This window comes from Streptomyces sp. NBC_01006, from assembly GCF_045162725.1.
Taxonomy (GTDB): Bacteria; Actinomycetota; Actinomycetes; order Streptomycetales; family Streptomycetaceae; genus Streptomyces.
Genome location: NZ_CP108700.1, coordinates 1,805,864 through 1,822,431, shown reverse-complemented (window position 1 = coordinate 1,822,431; position 16,568 = coordinate 1,805,864). Strand labels below are relative to the sequence as shown.

Sequence of the window (16,568 nt, the reverse complement as noted above, 5' to 3'; positions counted from 1 at the left end):
GGCCGGCTGACCGGCCGAGCGACCGACCGACCGACTGAGCGACCGACCGAGTAGGAGCGGCAATGCGCACAGGCATCATCGGCACCGGGCGGATCGGTTCCACCCTCGCGCGGATCCTGGTGGCGGCCGGGCACGAGGTCTTACTGGCCAATGCCCGCGGCCCCCGGTCCCTCGGCCCCTTACTGGCCGAACTGGGCCCGGCGGCCTCGGCGGCGCACCCCGCCGAGGCCGCCGACCAGGCCGAACTGCTGGTGCTGATGGTGCCGTACGCGAGCGTCCAAGGACTCCTCCCGTCCGCGGCCGTGCAGGACAAGGTGCTGGTGGACGCCACGAACGCGTTCAGCGGCGGCGGCGCCCCCGCCGACCTGGGCGGGCGCGCCTCCAGCGAACTGGTCGCCGAGTGGTATCCCGGAGCCCGGGTCGTGAAATCCCTGAACACCATGCATTTCGAGACCCTCGCCGTCGCCGGCCGCCTGGAGGGCGAACGCCTGGCCCATTTCACGGCGGGCGACGACGAGAAGGCGAAGGAAATCGTCGCGGGAATCATCGCGGATTTGGGATTCGCGCCCGTCGACACCGGCTCGCTGCACTCCGGAGGAATTCTCCAGCAGCCCGGCGGGCCCCTTTTCAACCGGCCGCTCACGGAAGCGCAGGCGCTGGCATGGATCTCTCACTGAACGTGAACGGAAGACCCGAGCAGTTCTCGGCCGAGCCGAACGAACTGCTCGTGGAACGGCTCCGCGACGGCCTCGGGCTGACCGGAACCAAGGTCGGCTGCGACACCGGCCAGTGCGGCACCTGCGTCGTCCAGCTCGACGGACGGTCGGTCAAGAGCTGCCTGATCCTCACCGCGTCCGCCACCGGCTCCCGGGTGACCACCATCGAAGGGGTCACCACGCGCGGCGGCGAACTCAACGGCCTCCAGGAAGCCCTGCGCCAGGAGCACGGGACCCAGTGCGGGTTCTGCACCCCCGGCATGGTGATGGCCCTCGGCGAGCTCGTCGAGAACACCGCGGACCGCGAGGCGCCCACCGAGCCCGAGATCCGCGAGTGGCTCACCGGCAACCTGTGCCGCTGCACCGGCTACCACAGCGTCGTACGGGGCGTGCAGCGCGCCTGCTCCGCCGCCCGGACCGAGATACCCGAGGAGATCAGCGGGGGCGCCGCCGTCTCCGCGCCCGCCGAGCCCGAGCCCCGGCCGGCGTCCGTGTCCGCCTCCGCGTCCGCGTCCGCGTCCGGCAAGGAGGTGTGAGGGAGATGACCGCAGTGACGGGGGAGGCACCCCTCCAGGGATCGGGCCTGCTCGGCCGGCCGCTGGACGCCCGCGAGGATCCGCAGCTGCTGCGCGGCGAGGCGAAGTACGTGGCCGACATCAACCTGCCGGGCACCGCCCACATGGCGATCCTCGGCAGCCCGGTGGCCCACGCGAAGATCCTCTCCATCGAGACCAAGGCCGCGGAGCAGATGCCCGGCGTGCTGAAGGTGGCCACCGCGGCCGACTTCACCGACGTGATGCCGCTGCCCTGCATCTGGATCCCCGGCGGGGTCGAGAGCCACTTCCCGCCCCACCCGTACGGACTTCCCGGCGCCCGCCCGGTCCTGACCGGCGACACCGTCCGGCACGTCGGCGACCCGATCGCCGTCGTCGTCGCCGAGACCCCGCGCCAGGCCACCGCCGCCCTGGCCGCCATCGCCGTCGAGTACGAACCGCTGCCCGTGGTCACCCGGGCCGACGCGGCACTCGCCGAGGGCGCGCCCCAGCTGCACGAAGCCGTACCGGGCAACCTGAACGCGTACTGGACCTGCGGCGACAAGGAACGCACCGAAGCGGCCCTCGCCGAGGCCGAGGTCAAGGTGGAGCTGGACCTGGTCAACCAGCGCACCATCAACAGCCCCATCGAGCCGCGCGGCGCGGTCGGCGACTACAACGCCGCCACCGACGAGTACACGCTGTACGCCTCCACCCAGGGCCCGCACAACCACCGCTTCCTGCTCGCCGCGCTGGTCCTCGGCATCCCGTTCAACAAGCTCCGGGTGATCGCCCCGACCGTCGGCGGCAGCTTCGGCACCAAGGGGTACCTGTACCCCGACATGGCGCTGGTCCTCCTGCTCTCCAAGGCGCTCGGCCGGCCCGTGAAATGGGTGGACACCCGCACCGGGCTGATGAACTCCACCGTCCAGGGCCGCGACCACCGCCAGCACGTGGTGCTCGCCGGCACCCGCGACGGCCGGATGACCGGCCTGTGGGCCACCAGCTACGCCAACCTCGGCGCGTACCCCTCCACCATCGGCCCCGGTGTCGCCACCGCCCTGATGGGCCGCTCCATCAGCGGCATGTACGACATCCCGGCCGCCTTCTGCGAGGTGTACGCCGCGTTCACCAACACCGTCTCGCTCGGCGCCCAGCGCGGCAGCGGGCGCGCCGAGGCGGCCTTCCTGATGGAGCGGCTCGTCGACCGGTTCGCCTCCGAGATCGGCATGGACCCGGCCGTCGTCCGGCGCAAGAACCTGGTGCCGAACGAGAAGTTCCCGTACGACAACGGCCTCGGCTGGACGTACGACTCCGGGGACTACCAGGTCAACTTCGACAAGGCGATGGAGCTGTCGGGCTACGCCGACATGCCCGCCCGCAAGGCCGAGGCCCGCACCCGCGGCAAGCGGCTCGGCGTGGGCATCGCCACCTACGTGGCCATCTGCGGGGTCGGCCCCTCCACCCGGATGTCCAAGGAGGGCATGCTCGGCGGCACCTGGGAGAGCGCGAACATCCGCGTCCACCCGACCGGCGAGGTCACCGTCACCGTCGGCTCCGCCTCCACCGGCCAGAGCCACCACACGGTCTTCGCGCAGGTCGCCGCCGACGAGCTCGGCATCGACCCGGCGCTGGTCCAGGTGTACGAGGGGGACACGCTCAAGGCCCCGTACGGGCAGGGCACGTACGGCTCGCGCTCCTATAGCATGGCCGCGCCCGCCGTCGCCCTCACCGCCCGGAAGATCAAGGCGAAGCTGGTCAAGGCCGGGGCCGTGTTCCTCGGCGTCCCCGAGGACAAGGTCGTCTACGCGGGCGGCAAGGTCTACGAGGACGGCAACGAGGAGAACACCAAGACCTTCGCCGAGCTGGCGATGGCCATGTGGTACGGCTGGGGGCTGCCCCACGAGATCGAACCGGCCCTCGACGAGACCACCCACTTCGACCCGCCGGACTTCAACTACCCCTTCGGCACGCACGTGGCGGTCGTCGAGGTCGACGAACTCACCGGCGAGACCGAGGTGGTGGCCTACACCGCCGTCGACGACGCCGGCAACATCGGCAACCCGAAGATCGTCCTAGGGCAGATCGAGGGCAGCATCACGCACGGCCTGGGCCAGGCGCTGATGGAGGCCGCCGTATACGACGAACAGGGCCTGCTGCTCAGCTCGGACCTGACCAAGTACGCCCTGCCGCGCGCCGCGGACGTGCCGTTCTTCACGCTCGACAAGACCACCACGCCCAGCCCGCACAACCCGCTGGGCGCCAAGGGCGCCGGCGAGATCGCCACCGTGCCGCCCGCCGCGGCCGTCGTCAACGCGGTCGTCGACGCCCTGTCCGACCTGGGCGTACAGCACATCGACATGCCGCTCACCCCCGAGAAGGTCTGGCGCCGCCTGAGAGGGGAAGCCCAGTGATCCTCACCGAGTTCGACTACGTCCGGCCCGTCGGCCTCGAAGAGGCCCTGACCCTGCTCTCCGGCACCCGGGGCGCCCGGGTGCTGGCCGGCGGCCAGAGCCTGCTGCCCGGGCTGCGCACCGGGGAGGACACCGCCCGTCTGCTCGTCGACGTACGCCACCTCGAAGAGCTCCGCGGCATCGAGCGGACCGCCGCCGTGATCCGGATCGGCGCGCTGACCACCCTCGCCGAGCTCGCGGGCCACGCGGCCGTGCTGGCCGAGGCCCCGGAACTGGCGGCCGCCGCCCGGGCCAACGGGGACCCCCAGGTCCGCAACCTCGGCACGGCCGGCGGGAACCTCGCCGCCACAGGGCGAGCCACCGACCTGCCGGTCGCGGCCATCGCCGCGGACGCCCTGGTCGAACTGGCCGGACCGGGCGGGCGCTGGACCGTGCCCGCCGAGGAGTTCGCGGTCTCCGGGGTGCCGGCCGGGGCCGTGGTCACCGCACTGCTGGTGCCCGCCGCCGGGCGGGCCGCCGCCTTCGAGAAGACCGCCGACCGGGCCACCCGCTACCCGGTGTGCGCCACCGCCGTACGGATCACCCCCGACGGGCCGCGCATCGCGGTCACCGGGGCCACCGCCCGCCCGCTGCGGCTGCGCGGGGTCGAAGACCGGCTGCGCGGGGGCCCGTACACGACGGAGGCCGTGCTCGCGGCCTTCCGTGCCGAGCCCAGGGAGCTGTTCGTCCCCGGGCGCGGCACCTCGGCCGAGTACCTCGGCCACCTCGCGGGGGTGCTCGCCGCCCGCGCGCTGCAGAGGGCAGACCAGGCCCTCGCCTGACCGCCCACCACGGGGAGTTGACGCAGTGGCCGAATTGTCCAGGACGACCACGGGGGTTCCGGCCGGGCCGGCCGCCCAGGCGGCCGCGGCCCCCAGAGGCTCCGGCTTCTGGGTGGTCGGGGCGGTGCTCGTCCTGCTGATGCTCTCCTCGTCCGTACCCTCCGCCCTCTACGTGCTCTACCAGCAGAGATGGGGCCTGTCCTCCGGCATGATCACGGTGGTCTTCGCCCTGTACGCCGTCACCGTGCTGATCGGGCTCCTGCTGTTCGGGTCCCTCTCGGACACCCTGGGCCGGCGCCCCGTGCTGGGCGTCGGCCTGGTCCTGGCGATCGTCTCCATGGGGCTGTTCGCCGGGGCGCAGGGGCTCGGGCTGCTGCTCGCCGCCCGCGCGGTGCAGGGCCTCGCGGTGGGCCTGGCCACCGGGGCGATGGGCGCCGCCCTGCTCGAACTCAGCCCCAGCTCACGGCCGGCGCTCGGCGCCCAGGTCAACAGCGCGGGGCCGACGGTGGGGATCGGGCTCGGCGGGATCGGGGCCGGGCTGCTCGTCCAGTACGCACCCGCCCCGACCGTGCTCAGCTACCTGCTGCTGGTCGCCGCCTTCGCGGTCACGCTGGTGGGGGTGTTCAGGATGCGTGAGAGCGCTCCCGATGCCCGATCCGGCGGCCGGATGCGGATCAGCGCCCGCCGGATCCACGTACCGGCCGCCGTACGGGGCCGGTTCGCGGTCCTCGTCCTGACCATCGTCGCCGTCTGGTCCGTCGGCGGCTTCTACCTCTCGCTCGGGCCGCACCTGGCCCTCTCGCTGCTCGGCAGCTCCAACTACCTGGTCGGCGGGGCCACCGTGGCCCTGCTCGCGGGCGCCGCCACCGCGGCCCAGCTGCTGCTGGGCCGCTTCGAGCCCCTGCGCACCGCCGTCCTGGGCCTGTGCGGGCTGCTGGCCGGACTGGGCCTGGTCCTGCTCGCGCTGGGCCTCCGCTCGGCGCCCGTGTTCCTCGTGGGCACCGCCGTCCTCGGCGGCGGCTGGGGCGCGGCGTTCCTCGGCTCCTTCCGGGCGCTGAGCGCGCTCGCCGACCCGGCGCACCGAGGCGAACTCACCGCCGCCGTATACGTCTTCGCGTACCTCGCGATGAGCGTGCCGGCGGTCCTCGCCGGAATGCTCACCAACATCCACGGCCTGCACCGCACCTCGGTCGGCTTCATGGCCGCCGTCGCCGGGGTGTGCGCGCTGGCCCTGTTCGTCACACTGCGGCTGGCCGCCCGCACCCGGGCCGAAGGGAGCACGACATGAAGGCTGCCGACATGAGCACCGCGGAGCTGCGGTCGGCCCTGATCGGGCTGGAGATCTTCGCCGGACTCACCGAGGACCAGCTGGACTGGCTGGTCTCCGTCTCAGAGCCCCGGGTCCTCGGCGACGGGGAGGTCCTGTTCCGGGACGGCGAGGAGGCCACCGGCTTCCACGTCCTGCTCGCGGGCGGGCTGGTCGTCACCAAGGTCGTCGACGGCCGGGAGGAGGTGCTGACCCGGCACTCCACGCAGGAGGAGAGCGCCGCCGCCGAGGAGCACGACGGCAAGCCCTCCGCCGCGCACCGCTTCACCGGCGAGCTGCCGCTGCTGACGGACGGCGCGTACGTGGCCACCGCCGCCGCGAGCGGGCCGGCGACCACCATCGTCGCCTACCCGAAGCCGGTGTTCTTCGAGATGCTGACCCGCTGCCACGGGGTGGCGGCCGTCCTGATCCCGGTGCTGGCCTGGCGGATCAAGTCCTCGGAGGTGCAGGCCCGCAAGCGGGCCACCGTCGAGGCGCTCGGCACCCTGGCCGCCGGCCTCGCGCACGAGCTGAACAACCCGGCGGCCGCCGTGGCCCGGGCCGCGCAGGAGCTGGCACCGGCCCTGGAGGGCCTCACGCGGACCGCCCAGGCCTGGGGCGCCGCGGCGACGGGCGCGGAGCGCTCCGTACTCGACCGGCTGGCCGAGGAGCTCGACAAGCTGCCGCCGCCGGTCACCACCGATCCGTTCGCCCAGGCCGACGCCGAGGAGGAGATCGCCGACTGGGCCGAGGAAGCGGGCACCGAGCGGCCCGGACTGCTCGGCTCGGGGATCTCGGACCTCGGACTGGAACTGGGCTGGCTGCTGGAGCGGCTGGAAGGGGTCGGGGAGCCGGCCCTGCCCGCCGCCCTCGACCACCTGGCGGCCCTGCTGGAGATCCGCTCGCTCGCCGCGGAGCTGCGCGCGGCCGGCCCCAGGATCTCCCAACTCGTCGCCGCCACCCGGGATTACGCCAATCTCGACCGGGCACCCGAACAGCGCTTCGCGGTGGCCGACGGGATCGAGAACACGCTGGTCGTCCTGCGTGCCAAGCTCTCCGGGATCACCATCGTGCGTGAGTACGAACCGGATGTGCCCGAACTGACGGGCTATCCCAGCGAGTTGAACCAGGTGTGGACCAACCTGGTCGACAACTCCGCCGAGGCCATGGAGGGCGCCGGCACCCTCACCCTGCGGGTGCGCGCCGAAGGCGTGTGCCTGGTCGTGGAGATCGCCGACACCGGGCGGGGCATCCCCGAGGACTCCCTGCCGCGGATCTTCGAACCCTTCTACACGACCAAGGACGTGGGCAAGGGAACGGGCCTCGGACTGCACCTCAGCTATCGCATCGTGACCCAGCGACACCACGGCTCGATCACCGCCCGCTCGCGTCCCGGCGAGACCCGGATGGTTGTCCGGCTGCCGCTCACCGCGGCCGCCGCCTGCGCCGAAACACCTGATGAAGCCAGCTCCAACCACTCCACCACCAGTTGAACGAACGGAGTCGACATGGCCAAGTACGACATCTCCAAGCTCCACCCGGTGTTCGTCCGCCAGATGGAGGCGCTGGCCGCCCTGGACATCGAGGCGGTCATGAAGAACTACACCGACGACGCGGTGCTGCTGCGCTTCGAGGGGGTCTCCGTCGGCATCGACGCCGTGCGCGAGACGTTCACGGGCTACCTGACGGTGAAGCCGACCCTGGTGGAGCTCCAGGAGTACATCGAGACCGAGGACACGATCTTCTACCGCGCGATCATGAACCTGAACGGCGAACCGGAGCACGCGTTCGGGACACTGGTGGTCCGCGATGGCCGGATCTGGCGCCAGACCGCCGGTTTCGGCGGCTGACCAACGATATCTGGGTAGCGTGTGCGGGGAGGGCGGAGGCAGCGCCCTCCCCGTACGTGCAAGCCCTTCCGGCGACCGGGGACCGGGCTCGGCCCCGCCCGGCACGGCTTGGCTCGTGAAATGGCAAAGGGGAGGTCATGGAACGCGAAACCGGACGTGTCGAGGCATTCAGTGACGGTGTATTCGCCATCGTCATCACGATTCTGGTCCTGGAACTCAAGGTTCCGGAGGAAAAGGGATCGGACTTCTGGCACGGGGTGTCGGAACAGTGGCCGCACTATGCCGCATACGTGGTGAGTTTCCTCATCATCGGCGTGATGTGGGTGAATCACCACACCATCTTCAGTCACCTGAAGCGGGTGGACCGGCCGCTGTTGTTCCTGAATCTCCTGGTGCTGATGGTGGTATCGGTGATTCCCTACACCACCACCGTGCTCGCCGAGCACCTTGTCGAGGAGGGCGGCTCCGCCAACGCCGCCGCGGTCCTCTACAGTTCGGTCACCGTCGCCTACGCGCTGGCGTTCCTGGCCTTCTGGTGGTACGTCACGCGGGTCGGCCACCTGTTCCACGAGCGGGTGGACAAGGAAGGCGCCCGGGCCACCCGCGTGCGCTTCGGCCTCGGCGCCGTGGCCTACCCCTTGACCGTTCTCCTGTCCTTCTTCTCCGCTCCCCTCACTCTCGCCACACACTTCCTGATCGCGCTCTACTATGCGGCGAACCAGATCCCCATCCCCCTCGTGGTAGAGGAAGAGCGGCTCGAATCTGCGAGCGACCTCAGGAAGTAGCCGCGGGGGCCTACGGCCGCTCAGTACGGTCAAGTAGGGTATTGGATCTAGTGGTCGCGGGGGAGGCCCAGATGGCTCGCGCAGTCCTGCCGGAGGAATCCACCAAGGAAATCTCCGAATTGATCGACGTCCTGATCTCTCTTTTCTTCGAATCCTTACCCCGGCGGGACCAGCGAAACTGGGCCCGCGTTTATCTCAACGGCCTCGTGCGGACCAGCGGGAAGAAAACAATCCGTAACATCGCCGGAACCGGGGCCAGTTCCGTCGAGCAGAGCCTCCAGCAGTTCATCAGCAAGTCACCGTGGGACTGGACGCCGGTGCGCCGCTCCCTCGCCCAGTACCTCGAACGCACCGCCCAGCGCCCGCTGGCCTGGGTGGTCCAGCCCATGGTCATAGAGAAGGCCGGCGACCGCTCCGTCGGTGTCGGCCGGCAGTTCGTCCCCCAGCTCGGCCGCACCGCCAACTGCCAGCAGGCCAGCGGCATCTGGCTCGCCTCCAGCGAGGCCAGCTTCCCCGTCGAATGGACCCTCACCCTCCCGGGGCCCTGGACGAACGAGCTGATGCGCCGCAGGCGGGCCGGCATCCCCGACACCGCCCGCTCGCTCACCCCCGCCCAGGACGCCGTACACGCCGTCCAGCGGATGGCCGCCACCTGGCAACTCCAGCGCCGGCCCGTGGTGATGGAGGTCGCCAACACCGACATCCCGCAGAGCATCGAGTCCTTCGCCCTGCAGGACATCCCCTTCGTCTTCAAGGTCGACGGCTCGCTGCCCGTCTCCTTCGGCGGCGCCGGCCGGCACAAGCCCGGACCGAACACCGCCCCCGCCCGCGAACTCATCGACTCCCTGCGCTCCCAGCGGCGCGTCGTCGAATGGACCCGGCACGGCCGCGCCGAAGGGGCAGTGACCCTGCTGACCTCGGCCGCCATCCTCGCGACCCCCGGCGAGGACCGCCCCATACCGATGCCGCCCACTCCGCTGCTGCTCGTCGGCGCCTGGACCGAAGCCGCCCTGCTGCCCTCCGAGTTCTGGATCACCAACATCGGGGACCGGCCGCTGGCCCAGCTGTTCCTGCTCGCCAAACTCACCGACCGGGTATCCCTCGATTTCACCGAGACCTGCGAACCCGTAGGCATCCGTGATTTCGAGGGCCGCTCCTTCCGTGGCTGGCACCACCACGCCACGCTCGCGAGCGTCGCCCACGCGTCGAAGCTGCTCAGCGCCCGCGGCCGGGTCCCCGACGGGTTCCCCCCGCCCGGCCGGCCCGCGATCGGTGGGGCGCCGGCTCCCCGGCCGCGCACCGGGGCGCCCGGACCCGTGCCGCGGACCGGCCCGCCGGTGCTGCCGCCGCGGCCGCTGATCCCCGGCCAGAGCGCGAGACGCGAGTACATCCGCTGATGCTCGACATCGCCGACGAGCTACGCGCGTGGTGTGCCGCGCACCGGGAATTCGCCCTGGCCACCGTGGTCGCCGTCACCGGGAGCGCGCCGCGCGGCCCGGGCGCCTCGCTCGCCGTCGACGCCGGCGGCACCGCGCTCGGCTCCATCTCGGGCGGCTGCGTGGAATCCGCCGTGCACGAGCTGTGCCTCGACGCCATCACCTCCGGCGAGGGCGGGGTGCACCGCTTCGGATACAGCGACGACGACGCCTTCGCCGTCGGCCTGACCTGCGGTGGGGTCCTGGACGTGCTGGTCACCCCGGTGCGCGGGCACGATCCGGTGCGGCCCGTCCTCGGCTCCGTGCTGGAGGCCGCCGCCGGCGGGGCCCGGGCCGCGCTGGCCCGGGTGGTCTCCGGCCCGCCGCCGCAGCTCGGCCGGGCGCTCGCCGTCCACCCCGACGGATCGTACGAGGGCTGCCTGGGCGGGGGTGCGGCCCTGGACCGGGCCGCCGCCGTGCACGTACGGGACCTGCTGCTGGCCGGGCGCACCGGGACGGCCGAACTCGGCACGGCCGGCGGGCTGTGCGGGCAGCCGCTGACACTGCTGGTCGAATCGGCCGCCGAACCGCCCCGGCTGATCGTCTACGGGGCCATCGACTTCGCCGCCGCCCTCGCCCGGATCGGGGCCTTCCTCGGGCACCGGGTGACCGTCTGCGACGCCCGGCCCGTCTTCGCGACGCCGGCCCGTTTCCCCGACGCCGACGAGGTGGTCGTGGACTGGCCGCACCGGCACCTGGCCGCGGAGTGGGAGGCGGGCCGGGTGGACTCCCGTACGGCGGTCTGCGTCCTGACCCACGACGCCAAATTCGACGTACCCCTGCTGGCGCTGGCCCTGCGGCTGCCGCTCGGCTACGTCGGAGCCATGGGATCGCGGCGCACCCACGCCGCACGCGAGCAGCGGCTGCGCGAGGAGGGGGTGCCGCGGTCCGCGCTCGCCCGCCTGCGCTCGCCCATCGGACTGGACCTCGGCGGCGCCACGCCCGAGGAGACGGCCCTGTCGATCGCCGCCGAGTTCACGGCGGTCCGCTACGGCGGATCCGTCGTTCCCCTGGCACAGCGCCCGGGCCCGGTGCACACGCATACGAGGCAGGTCGCCCGGGCGGCGGGGAGGGGATGACGGCGCAGCTGCTATCCGGCCTGGGCCTTCACGTGCGCGACGACCTTGTCGAACTCCCCGGTCGGGGAGAAGTCGACGTACTCGGTGTCGGTGAGCGCCACCGGGATGTGGCCCGGCCCCCAGTAGAAGGCCTGCCCCTCCTCGTACACCGTGTCCCCGTCGCCGGTGCGCATCATCAGCCGGCCCTTGAGGAGATAGCCCCAGTGCGGGCACGGGCACATGTCATCCTGCAGCCCCTTGACCGCCGCAGTCATGTCCGTGCCCGCCGGCAGGCGGAAGAAGCCGACGCTGAACTCTCCGCCGATCTCCTTGGCCCGGACCTCCAGGCCGCCGCCCTCGATGACGACGGGAGTCTCGTCGCGCGTTACTCCGGCCATGGTGTCCGTCCTCTCCTCTTCCCTTGCTCCCCACTCTCCGCTTGTCCGGCGCATCCCGCTCGCCTACGGGACCAAGGTCCCGTAGGAAAAGACCAGGCGGCCCGGTATGTCCTGGACGATCAGCCCGGGCGGCATTAATCCCGGGCCATGGGAGAATGAAGTACGTGCGTTTCCTCGGCCGCCCGCCGGGGCCGCAGCCGGATCCTTCGATCGACTGGGATGTTCAGCACGTGCGTTTCCTCAATGACCAGAAGCCGCCGTACGACCTGACGTACGACGATGTGTTCATGGTGCCGAGCCGCTCCGCGGTCGGTTCCCGCCAGGGCGTGGACCTGTCCTCGCCCGACGGCACCGGCACCACCATTCCGCTCGTCGTGGCGAACATGACCGCCATCGCGGGCCGCCGCATGGCCGAGACGGTCGCCCGCCGCGGCGGCATCGTGGTCATCCCGCAGGACATCCCCATCGAGGTCGTCACCGACGTCATCTCCTGGGTGAAGACCCGCCACCACGTGCTCGACACCCCGATCACCCTGGCGCCCACCCAGACCGTCGCCGACGCGCTGTCCCTGCTGCCCAAGCGGGCGCACGGCGCCGGTGTCGTCGTCGATGCCGAAGGCCGCCCGGTCGGCGTGGTCACCGACCACGACCTGACCGGCGTGGACCGCTTCACCCAGCTCTCCGAGGTCATGTCGAAGGAGCTCCTGCTCATCGACGCCGACATCGACCCCCGCGAGGCCTTCAACAAGCTCGACGCCGGCCACCGCAAGCTGGCCCCTGCCGTCGACAAGGACGGCAAGCTCGTCGGCCTCCTCACGCGCAAGGGCGCGCTGCGCGCGACCCTTTACACCCCGGCCACCGACGCCAACGGCAAGCTGCGCATCGCGGCGGCCGTCGGCATCAACGGCGACTTCGTGCAGAAGGCCAAGCAGCTGCTCGACGCGGGCGTGGACACGCTCGTCATCGACACGGCCCACGGCCACCAGGAGTCGATGATCAGCGCGATCAAGGCCGTGCGCGCGCTGGACCCGCAGGTCCCGATCGTGGCGGGCAACATCGTGGCCGCCGAGGGCGTCAAGGACCTCGTCGAGGCCGGCGCCGACATCATCAAGGTCGGTGTGGGCCCCGGCGCCATGTGCACCACCCGCATGATGACCGGTGTGGGCCGCCCGCAGTTCTCCGCGGTGCTGGAGTGCGCGGCGGAGGCGAAGAAGTACGGCAAGCACGTGTGGGCCGACGGCGGCGTCCGCCACCCGCGCGACGTGGCGATGGCGCTGGCCGCCGGTGCGTCCAACGTGATGATCGGCTCCTGGTTCGCCGGGACGTACGAGTCCCCGGGCGACCTCCAGCAGGCCGCCGACGGGCGCTTCTACAAGGAGTCGTTCGGCATGGCCTCGGCGCGTGCCGTGCAGAACCGCACGTCCGAGGAGTCGGCGTACGACCGGGCCCGCAAGGGCCTGTTCGAGGAGGGCATCTCGACCTCGCGGATGTTCCTGGACCCGGCCCGCCCGGGCGTCGAGGACCTGATCGACTCGATCATCGCGGGCGTGCGCTCGTCCTGCACCTACGCGGGCGCGGGCTCCCTCGCGGAGTTCGAGGAGAAGGCCGTGGTCGGCGTCCAGTCGGCGGCGGGCTACGCCGAGGGCAAGCCGCTGCACGCCAGCTGGAGCTAGTCCCCGCATTCACTGCTTTCCCCGCTTTCCCGGTGGCCCCGGGCCCGTCCTCCGCGGACGTGGCCCGGGGCCACCGGCGTTCGGCCGGAACCGTTCGGCGAGCCGTTCGACCGGTGGGCGCAGGTGGCGGGCGGATACGCCATGCGGCGGATAACTCCGGGCGCCGGGTCCGTCACGCTCAGGTCATCCGACCCGGAAGGGGCATCCCGTGACCACGACCCTCTGCCGCCGCACCGACGCCCACGCCCTCGCGCGACTGCACAGCGAACACGGCAAAGCCCTCTACGGCTTCCTCCTCGGTCTCACCTTCGGCGACCGGCACCGCGCCGAGGACCTCCTCCAGGAGACCCTCTTCCGCGCCTGGAAACACCCCGAGGTGCTGGAGAGCGACCACGCCTCCATGCGGCCCTGGCTCTACACCGTCGGCCGGCGCCTCGCCATCGACGCACGGCGGGCCCGCCAGGTACGGCCCGCCGAGGTCGGGCCGGACGCGCTCGACACCCACGCGCCCGTCGCCGACGACGGCACCGAACAGGCCGTCACCGTCCTGGACGTGCGCGACGCGCTGAGATTACTCAGCCCGGAGCACCGCGCGGTGCTCGTGCAGATCTACTTCCGCGGGGCATCGGTCTGCGAGGCGGCCGAAGCGCTCGGCGTCCCCGCCGGGACCGTCAAGTCCCGTACGTACTACGCCCTGCGGGCACTGAGGGAGGCCATGCCCGGCTACGGCCCGGGCCTCGGCGTCGGGCCCGGCCCCGCCCATCGCGTCGCCGCCTGAGCCGCCACCGCCGCCCGCGAGCGGACCTGGAGCTTCGCCAGGATGTGCGAAACGTGCGTCTGGACCGTCCGCACGGACAGGAACAGGGCGCTCGCGATCTCCGGGTTCGAGCGGCCCTGCGCGACGAGCAGGGCCACCTTGAGCTCCGCCGGAGTCAGCGCCTCCCACCCGCTGGCCGCCCGCCGCCGCGCCGAGCGGCTGCCGCGCCGCACCCCCAGGCTCCGCAGCCGGGCGTCGGCCCGCGCGATGTCCCACCGCGCGCCCAGCTCCTCGTACGCGGCCACCGCACGCGTCAGCGCCGACCGCGCCGCCGCCAGATCGCCGTGCCAGGCCCGGGCCACCGCCAGGTCCTCCCACGCGTGGCCCAGCACCAGCGGCCGACCGCTGCGCTCCGCCCGCTCCAGCGCCCGCGCCAGCAGCTGCGGGTCCTGCGCGAACAGGCCCTCGCAGCGCAACAGCGCCAGCGCCGGGCCCGGGTACTCGGCCAGCGCCGCCGCCGTCCGCCCGCAGGCCGCCACCGCCGCCCGGGCCGTCGCCGTGTCCCCGCACTCCAGGGACAGCCGGACGATCTCCGACAGCATCCAGGGGCGTTCGTACGTCCTCGCCTCGTCCGGGCCGTCCGCCAGCGCCGGCAGCAGCTCGCGCACCGCGTCGGCCGGCCGGCCCGCCCGCTCCGCCAGCAGGGCCCGGGCCAGCAGTACGTGCCCGCTGTAGCGGCGGGCCGCCGGGGCCGTGAACGCGGCCGGCGGGAGCAGTGCGAGCTCGGCCTGCGCCGCCTCGCGCTCGTCCCGGTGGCCCCGTACGAGCGCCCGCAGCCCGTGCACCACCACCGGGAGCCAGCCGTCCGAGACGGGCAGCCCGTCCGCCCGGGCCACCCCGGCGAGCGCGGCGTCCCAGTCGCCGAGCCGGTAGTGGAACTCGGCGTGCAGCGCCTCGGTCACCACCAGCCGCCCCGTCGAGCGGGTGGCCAGCGCCAGCTCCCGCGCCTCGCGCAGCGCCGCCGCGACGGGCTCCGGCTCGTCGAACTGCCCATGGCCCTCGGCCTGGTTGGCCAGGAGCAGCAGCCGCATGTCGTTGGCCTCGGGGTCCCGCCGGGCCCAGGCGATTCCCTCGGCGACATGGCGCAGCGACTCCCGGCCGCGGCCCAGGTGGAACAGGGCGAAGGCCATCGCGTGGTGGGCCTCCGCCCCGCACAGCGGATCGCCCAGCCGGGCCGCCTCCGCCACCACCGGGACGGCCAGGACGTGGGCCTGCGCCGGGCAGCCCCGTTCGGCCAGGGCCAGGACCCGGCAGGCCTCCAGCCGCAGCCGCAGCGAGGGGGAGGGGACCGGCTGCTCCAGCGCGTCCTCGGTGACGGCCAGCGCCCGGCCCATGTCCCCCTCGATCATCAGCGCCGACACCAGCTTGAAGGCCAGCGCCGCCCGGGCCGCGGGATCCGCCGCCCGCCGGTGCAGGGTGGTCAGCAGCTCCGCCGACTCGGGGCGGCGCAGCATCAGGGCGGCGTCCGCGAGGCTCCCCTCCAGGGCGTCCCGGTCCGCGCGGTCGGCCTGGCCCACGGCCCGCTCCAGCAGCTCGGCGGCCGCTCCGGGCGCCGCCGCGATCAGGGCCCGCGCCGAGTCCGCCAGCCAGTGCACCGCCCAGCGGTCCAAGGCGCCCCCGGCCAGCAGCTGTTCGGCGGTCCGGGCCGGATCGTGCCCGGCCTCGGCGAGGGCCAGGGCCGCCTCCTGGTGCAGGGCGGAGCGGGCGGGCCGGGGCAGTTCGGCGTACAGGGCCCGGCGCAGCGCGGGATGCCGGAAGCGCAGCTGCTCGCCGGTGTCCTCCAACAGCCCGGCGAGCAGCGGCTCCTCCAGCTCGGCCAGCACCTCGCGGGCGGGCCTGGCCTGTACGAGGGCCAGCTCGCGCGGGGTGAAGGCCGGCCCGAGCAGCGCCGCGTGGCGCAGGGTGGTGTAGGCGGCGCGGGAGAGGTAGCCGAGGCCCCGGGGTAGGGAGCCGGGCGGATCGGGCAGCTCCTCCTCCGCGACGGACAGTTCGGCGGTGGTTGCGGTGATCTCGATGGCCCGGGACCAGTGCGCCGCGAGCTCCTGCAGGAGGCGGGGGTTGCCGCCCGCCTGGTCGGCGGCCCGGCGCAGCCGCGGGCCGGGGGGTGCGCCCAGCAGCCCGTGGAGGAGCCCGGCGGACTCCGGCCCGGTCAGCGGCTCCAGTCGTACGGTGTGCCCGCCCGGGCCCGCGCCCAGCCCGGCGCACAGCTGCTCCACCTCGGGACGCCGGGGCAGCGTTCTTCGGGTCGCCGCCAGCAGCAGCGGCAGCCGGTCCGCCACCCGGCCCAGGCGCCGCCACAGCAGCAGGCTGGCCGGGTCCGCCCAGTGCAGGTCGTCCAGCACCAGCAGCAGCGGGCCCCGCGCACACCACCCCTCGACCCCGGACACCAGCAGGTCCATGGCGGCGAGCCACGCCCCGCCGGGCTGCTCCGCATCCCGGGCCTCCCGGAGCAGGGCGACCACGGCCGCCCGATCGGGGCCCTCGGGGTGCAGGCAGTCCAGTGCGGACCGCAGCGGCAGCTCCGCCGTGAAGGGATCGGCAGCCCCGTAGCGCACCCGGCAGCCCAGCGCGGCCGCCTCGGCCAGCGCCTCGCGCACGTACGCCGTCCGGCCCGCGCCGGGCTCGCCCTCCACGACCAGGCGGCCACCGGGGCCCCGCGCACTGCCGCGCACCCAGTCCCGTAACTCCTCGCGCTGCTGTTCCCGCCCGACCCGCACCTCGG

14 protein-coding genes are annotated in these 16,568 nt (G+C 73.0%); 12 read left to right on the top strand and 2 right to left on the bottom strand.

All coding sequences use genetic code 11. The annotated features are described in order from the left end of the window. Window positions 1-62: 62 nt before the first annotated feature. The 10 genes from OG509_RS08160 (at window position 63) to OG509_RS08115 (ending at window position 10,979) form a co-directional block, all read left to right on the top strand. Window positions 63-677, top strand: coding sequence for an NADPH-dependent F420 reductase (locus OG509_RS08160; RefSeq protein WP_406181319.1), 615 nt, complete (start codon window positions 63-65; stop codon window positions 675-677). Next, window positions 662-1,252 carry a (2Fe-2S)-binding protein gene (locus OG509_RS08155; RefSeq protein ID WP_406181317.1) on the top strand — a complete coding sequence of 197 codons (591 nt, stop codon included), beginning with the start codon at window positions 662-664 and terminating at the stop codon, window positions 1,250-1,252. The genes OG509_RS08160 and OG509_RS08155 overlap by 16 nt, the downstream gene beginning before the upstream one ends. A 5-nt stretch (window positions 1,253-1,257) precedes the next feature. After that, window positions 1,258-3,663: a xanthine dehydrogenase family protein molybdopterin-binding subunit gene (locus OG509_RS08150; RefSeq protein WP_406181315.1), complete on the top strand. Its 2,406-nt coding sequence runs from the start codon at window positions 1,258-1,260 to the stop codon at window positions 3,661-3,663. Then, window positions 3,660-4,484, top strand: coding sequence for an FAD binding domain-containing protein (locus OG509_RS08145; RefSeq protein ID WP_406181313.1), 825 nt, complete (start codon window positions 3,660-3,662; stop codon window positions 4,482-4,484). The genes OG509_RS08150 and OG509_RS08145 overlap by 4 nt, the downstream gene beginning before the upstream one ends. Window positions 4,485-4,509: 25 nt before the next feature. After that, window positions 4,510-5,772 (top strand): MFS transporter, encoded by a 1,263-nt coding sequence (locus OG509_RS08140; RefSeq protein WP_406181311.1) that lies wholly within the window; start codon window positions 4,510-4,512, stop codon window positions 5,770-5,772. Beyond that, a complete protein-coding gene (locus OG509_RS08135) occupies window positions 5,769-7,283 on the top strand; it encodes an ATP-binding protein (protein ID WP_406181309.1) in 1,515 nt (504 codons plus the stop codon). Before OG509_RS08140 ends, OG509_RS08135 begins: the two co-directional genes overlap by 4 nt. Window positions 7,284-7,298: 15 nt before the next feature. Next, window positions 7,299-7,640 (top strand): nuclear transport factor 2 family protein, encoded by a 342-nt coding sequence (locus tag OG509_RS08130; RefSeq protein WP_383512019.1) that lies wholly within the window; start codon window positions 7,299-7,301, stop codon window positions 7,638-7,640. 137 nt (window positions 7,641-7,777) lie between these two features. Next, window positions 7,778-8,425 carry a TMEM175 family protein gene (locus tag OG509_RS08125; protein ID WP_403740627.1) on the top strand — a complete coding sequence of 216 codons (648 nt, stop codon included), beginning with the start codon at window positions 7,778-7,780 and terminating at the stop codon, window positions 8,423-8,425. 71 nt (window positions 8,426-8,496) lie between these two features. Next, window positions 8,497-9,822 carry an IS701 family transposase gene (locus OG509_RS08120; protein ID WP_406181306.1) on the top strand — a complete coding sequence of 442 codons (1,326 nt, stop codon included), beginning with the start codon at window positions 8,497-8,499 and terminating at the stop codon, window positions 9,820-9,822. After that, a complete protein-coding gene (locus OG509_RS08115; RefSeq protein ID WP_406181304.1) occupies window positions 9,822-10,979 on the top strand; it encodes an XdhC family protein in 1,158 nt (385 codons plus the stop codon). The genes OG509_RS08120 and OG509_RS08115 overlap by 1 nt, the downstream gene beginning before the upstream one ends. An 11-nt stretch (window positions 10,980-10,990) precedes the next feature. On the opposite strand, the gene OG509_RS08110 is transcribed toward OG509_RS08115, so the two are convergent. After that, entirely contained in the window at window positions 10,991-11,356 is a 366-nt protein-coding gene (locus OG509_RS08110) for a hypothetical protein (RefSeq protein ID WP_406181302.1), read from the bottom strand. Between the two features lie 230 nt (window positions 11,357-11,586). Here OG509_RS08110 and OG509_RS08105 point away from each other — a divergent pair, with 230 nt between their 5' ends. Both OG509_RS08105 and OG509_RS08100 read left to right on the top strand, forming a co-directional pair. Continuing rightward, window positions 11,587-13,029: a GuaB1 family IMP dehydrogenase-related protein gene (locus OG509_RS08105; RefSeq protein WP_406181300.1), complete on the top strand. Its 1,443-nt coding sequence runs from the start codon at window positions 11,587-11,589 to the stop codon at window positions 13,027-13,029. A 208-nt stretch (window positions 13,030-13,237) separates the two neighbouring features. Beyond that, entirely contained in the window at window positions 13,238-13,807 is a 570-nt protein-coding gene (locus tag OG509_RS08100; protein ID WP_406181299.1) for a sigma-70 family RNA polymerase sigma factor, read from the top strand. Here the strand turns inward: OG509_RS08100 and OG509_RS08095 are convergent. Beyond that, window positions 13,753-16,563: an AAA family ATPase gene (locus OG509_RS08095; protein WP_406181297.1), complete on the bottom strand. Its 2,811-nt coding sequence runs from the start codon at window positions 16,561-16,563 to the stop codon at window positions 13,753-13,755. The two genes, OG509_RS08100 and OG509_RS08095, sit on opposite strands and share 55 nt — an antisense overlap. Window positions 16,564-16,568: the final 5 nt, after the last annotated feature.

Coding starts and splice junctions, on each gene's coding strand:
- OG509_RS08130 (WP_383512019.1), top strand. CDS start 7,299: ATGGCCAAGTACGACATCTCCAAGCTCCACCCGGTGTTCGTCCGCCAG.
- OG509_RS08150 (WP_406181315.1), top strand. CDS start 1,258: ATGACCGCAGTGACGGGGGAGGCACCCCTCCAGGGATCGGGCCTGCTC.
- OG509_RS08155 (WP_406181317.1), top strand. CDS start 662: ATGGATCTCTCACTGAACGTGAACGGAAGACCCGAGCAGTTCTCGGCC.
- OG509_RS08110 (WP_406181302.1), bottom strand. CDS start 11,356: ATGGCCGGAGTAACGCGCGACGAGACTCCCGTCGTCATCGAGGGCGGC.
- OG509_RS08160 (WP_406181319.1), top strand. CDS start 63: ATGCGCACAGGCATCATCGGCACCGGGCGGATCGGTTCCACCCTCGCG.
- OG509_RS08135 (WP_406181309.1), top strand. CDS start 5,769: ATGAAGGCTGCCGACATGAGCACCGCGGAGCTGCGGTCGGCCCTGATC.
- OG509_RS08115 (WP_406181304.1), top strand. CDS start 9,822: ATGCTCGACATCGCCGACGAGCTACGCGCGTGGTGTGCCGCGCACCGG.
- OG509_RS08120 (WP_406181306.1), top strand. CDS start 8,497: ATGGCTCGCGCAGTCCTGCCGGAGGAATCCACCAAGGAAATCTCCGAA.
- OG509_RS08125 (WP_403740627.1), top strand. CDS start 7,778: ATGGAACGCGAAACCGGACGTGTCGAGGCATTCAGTGACGGTGTATTC.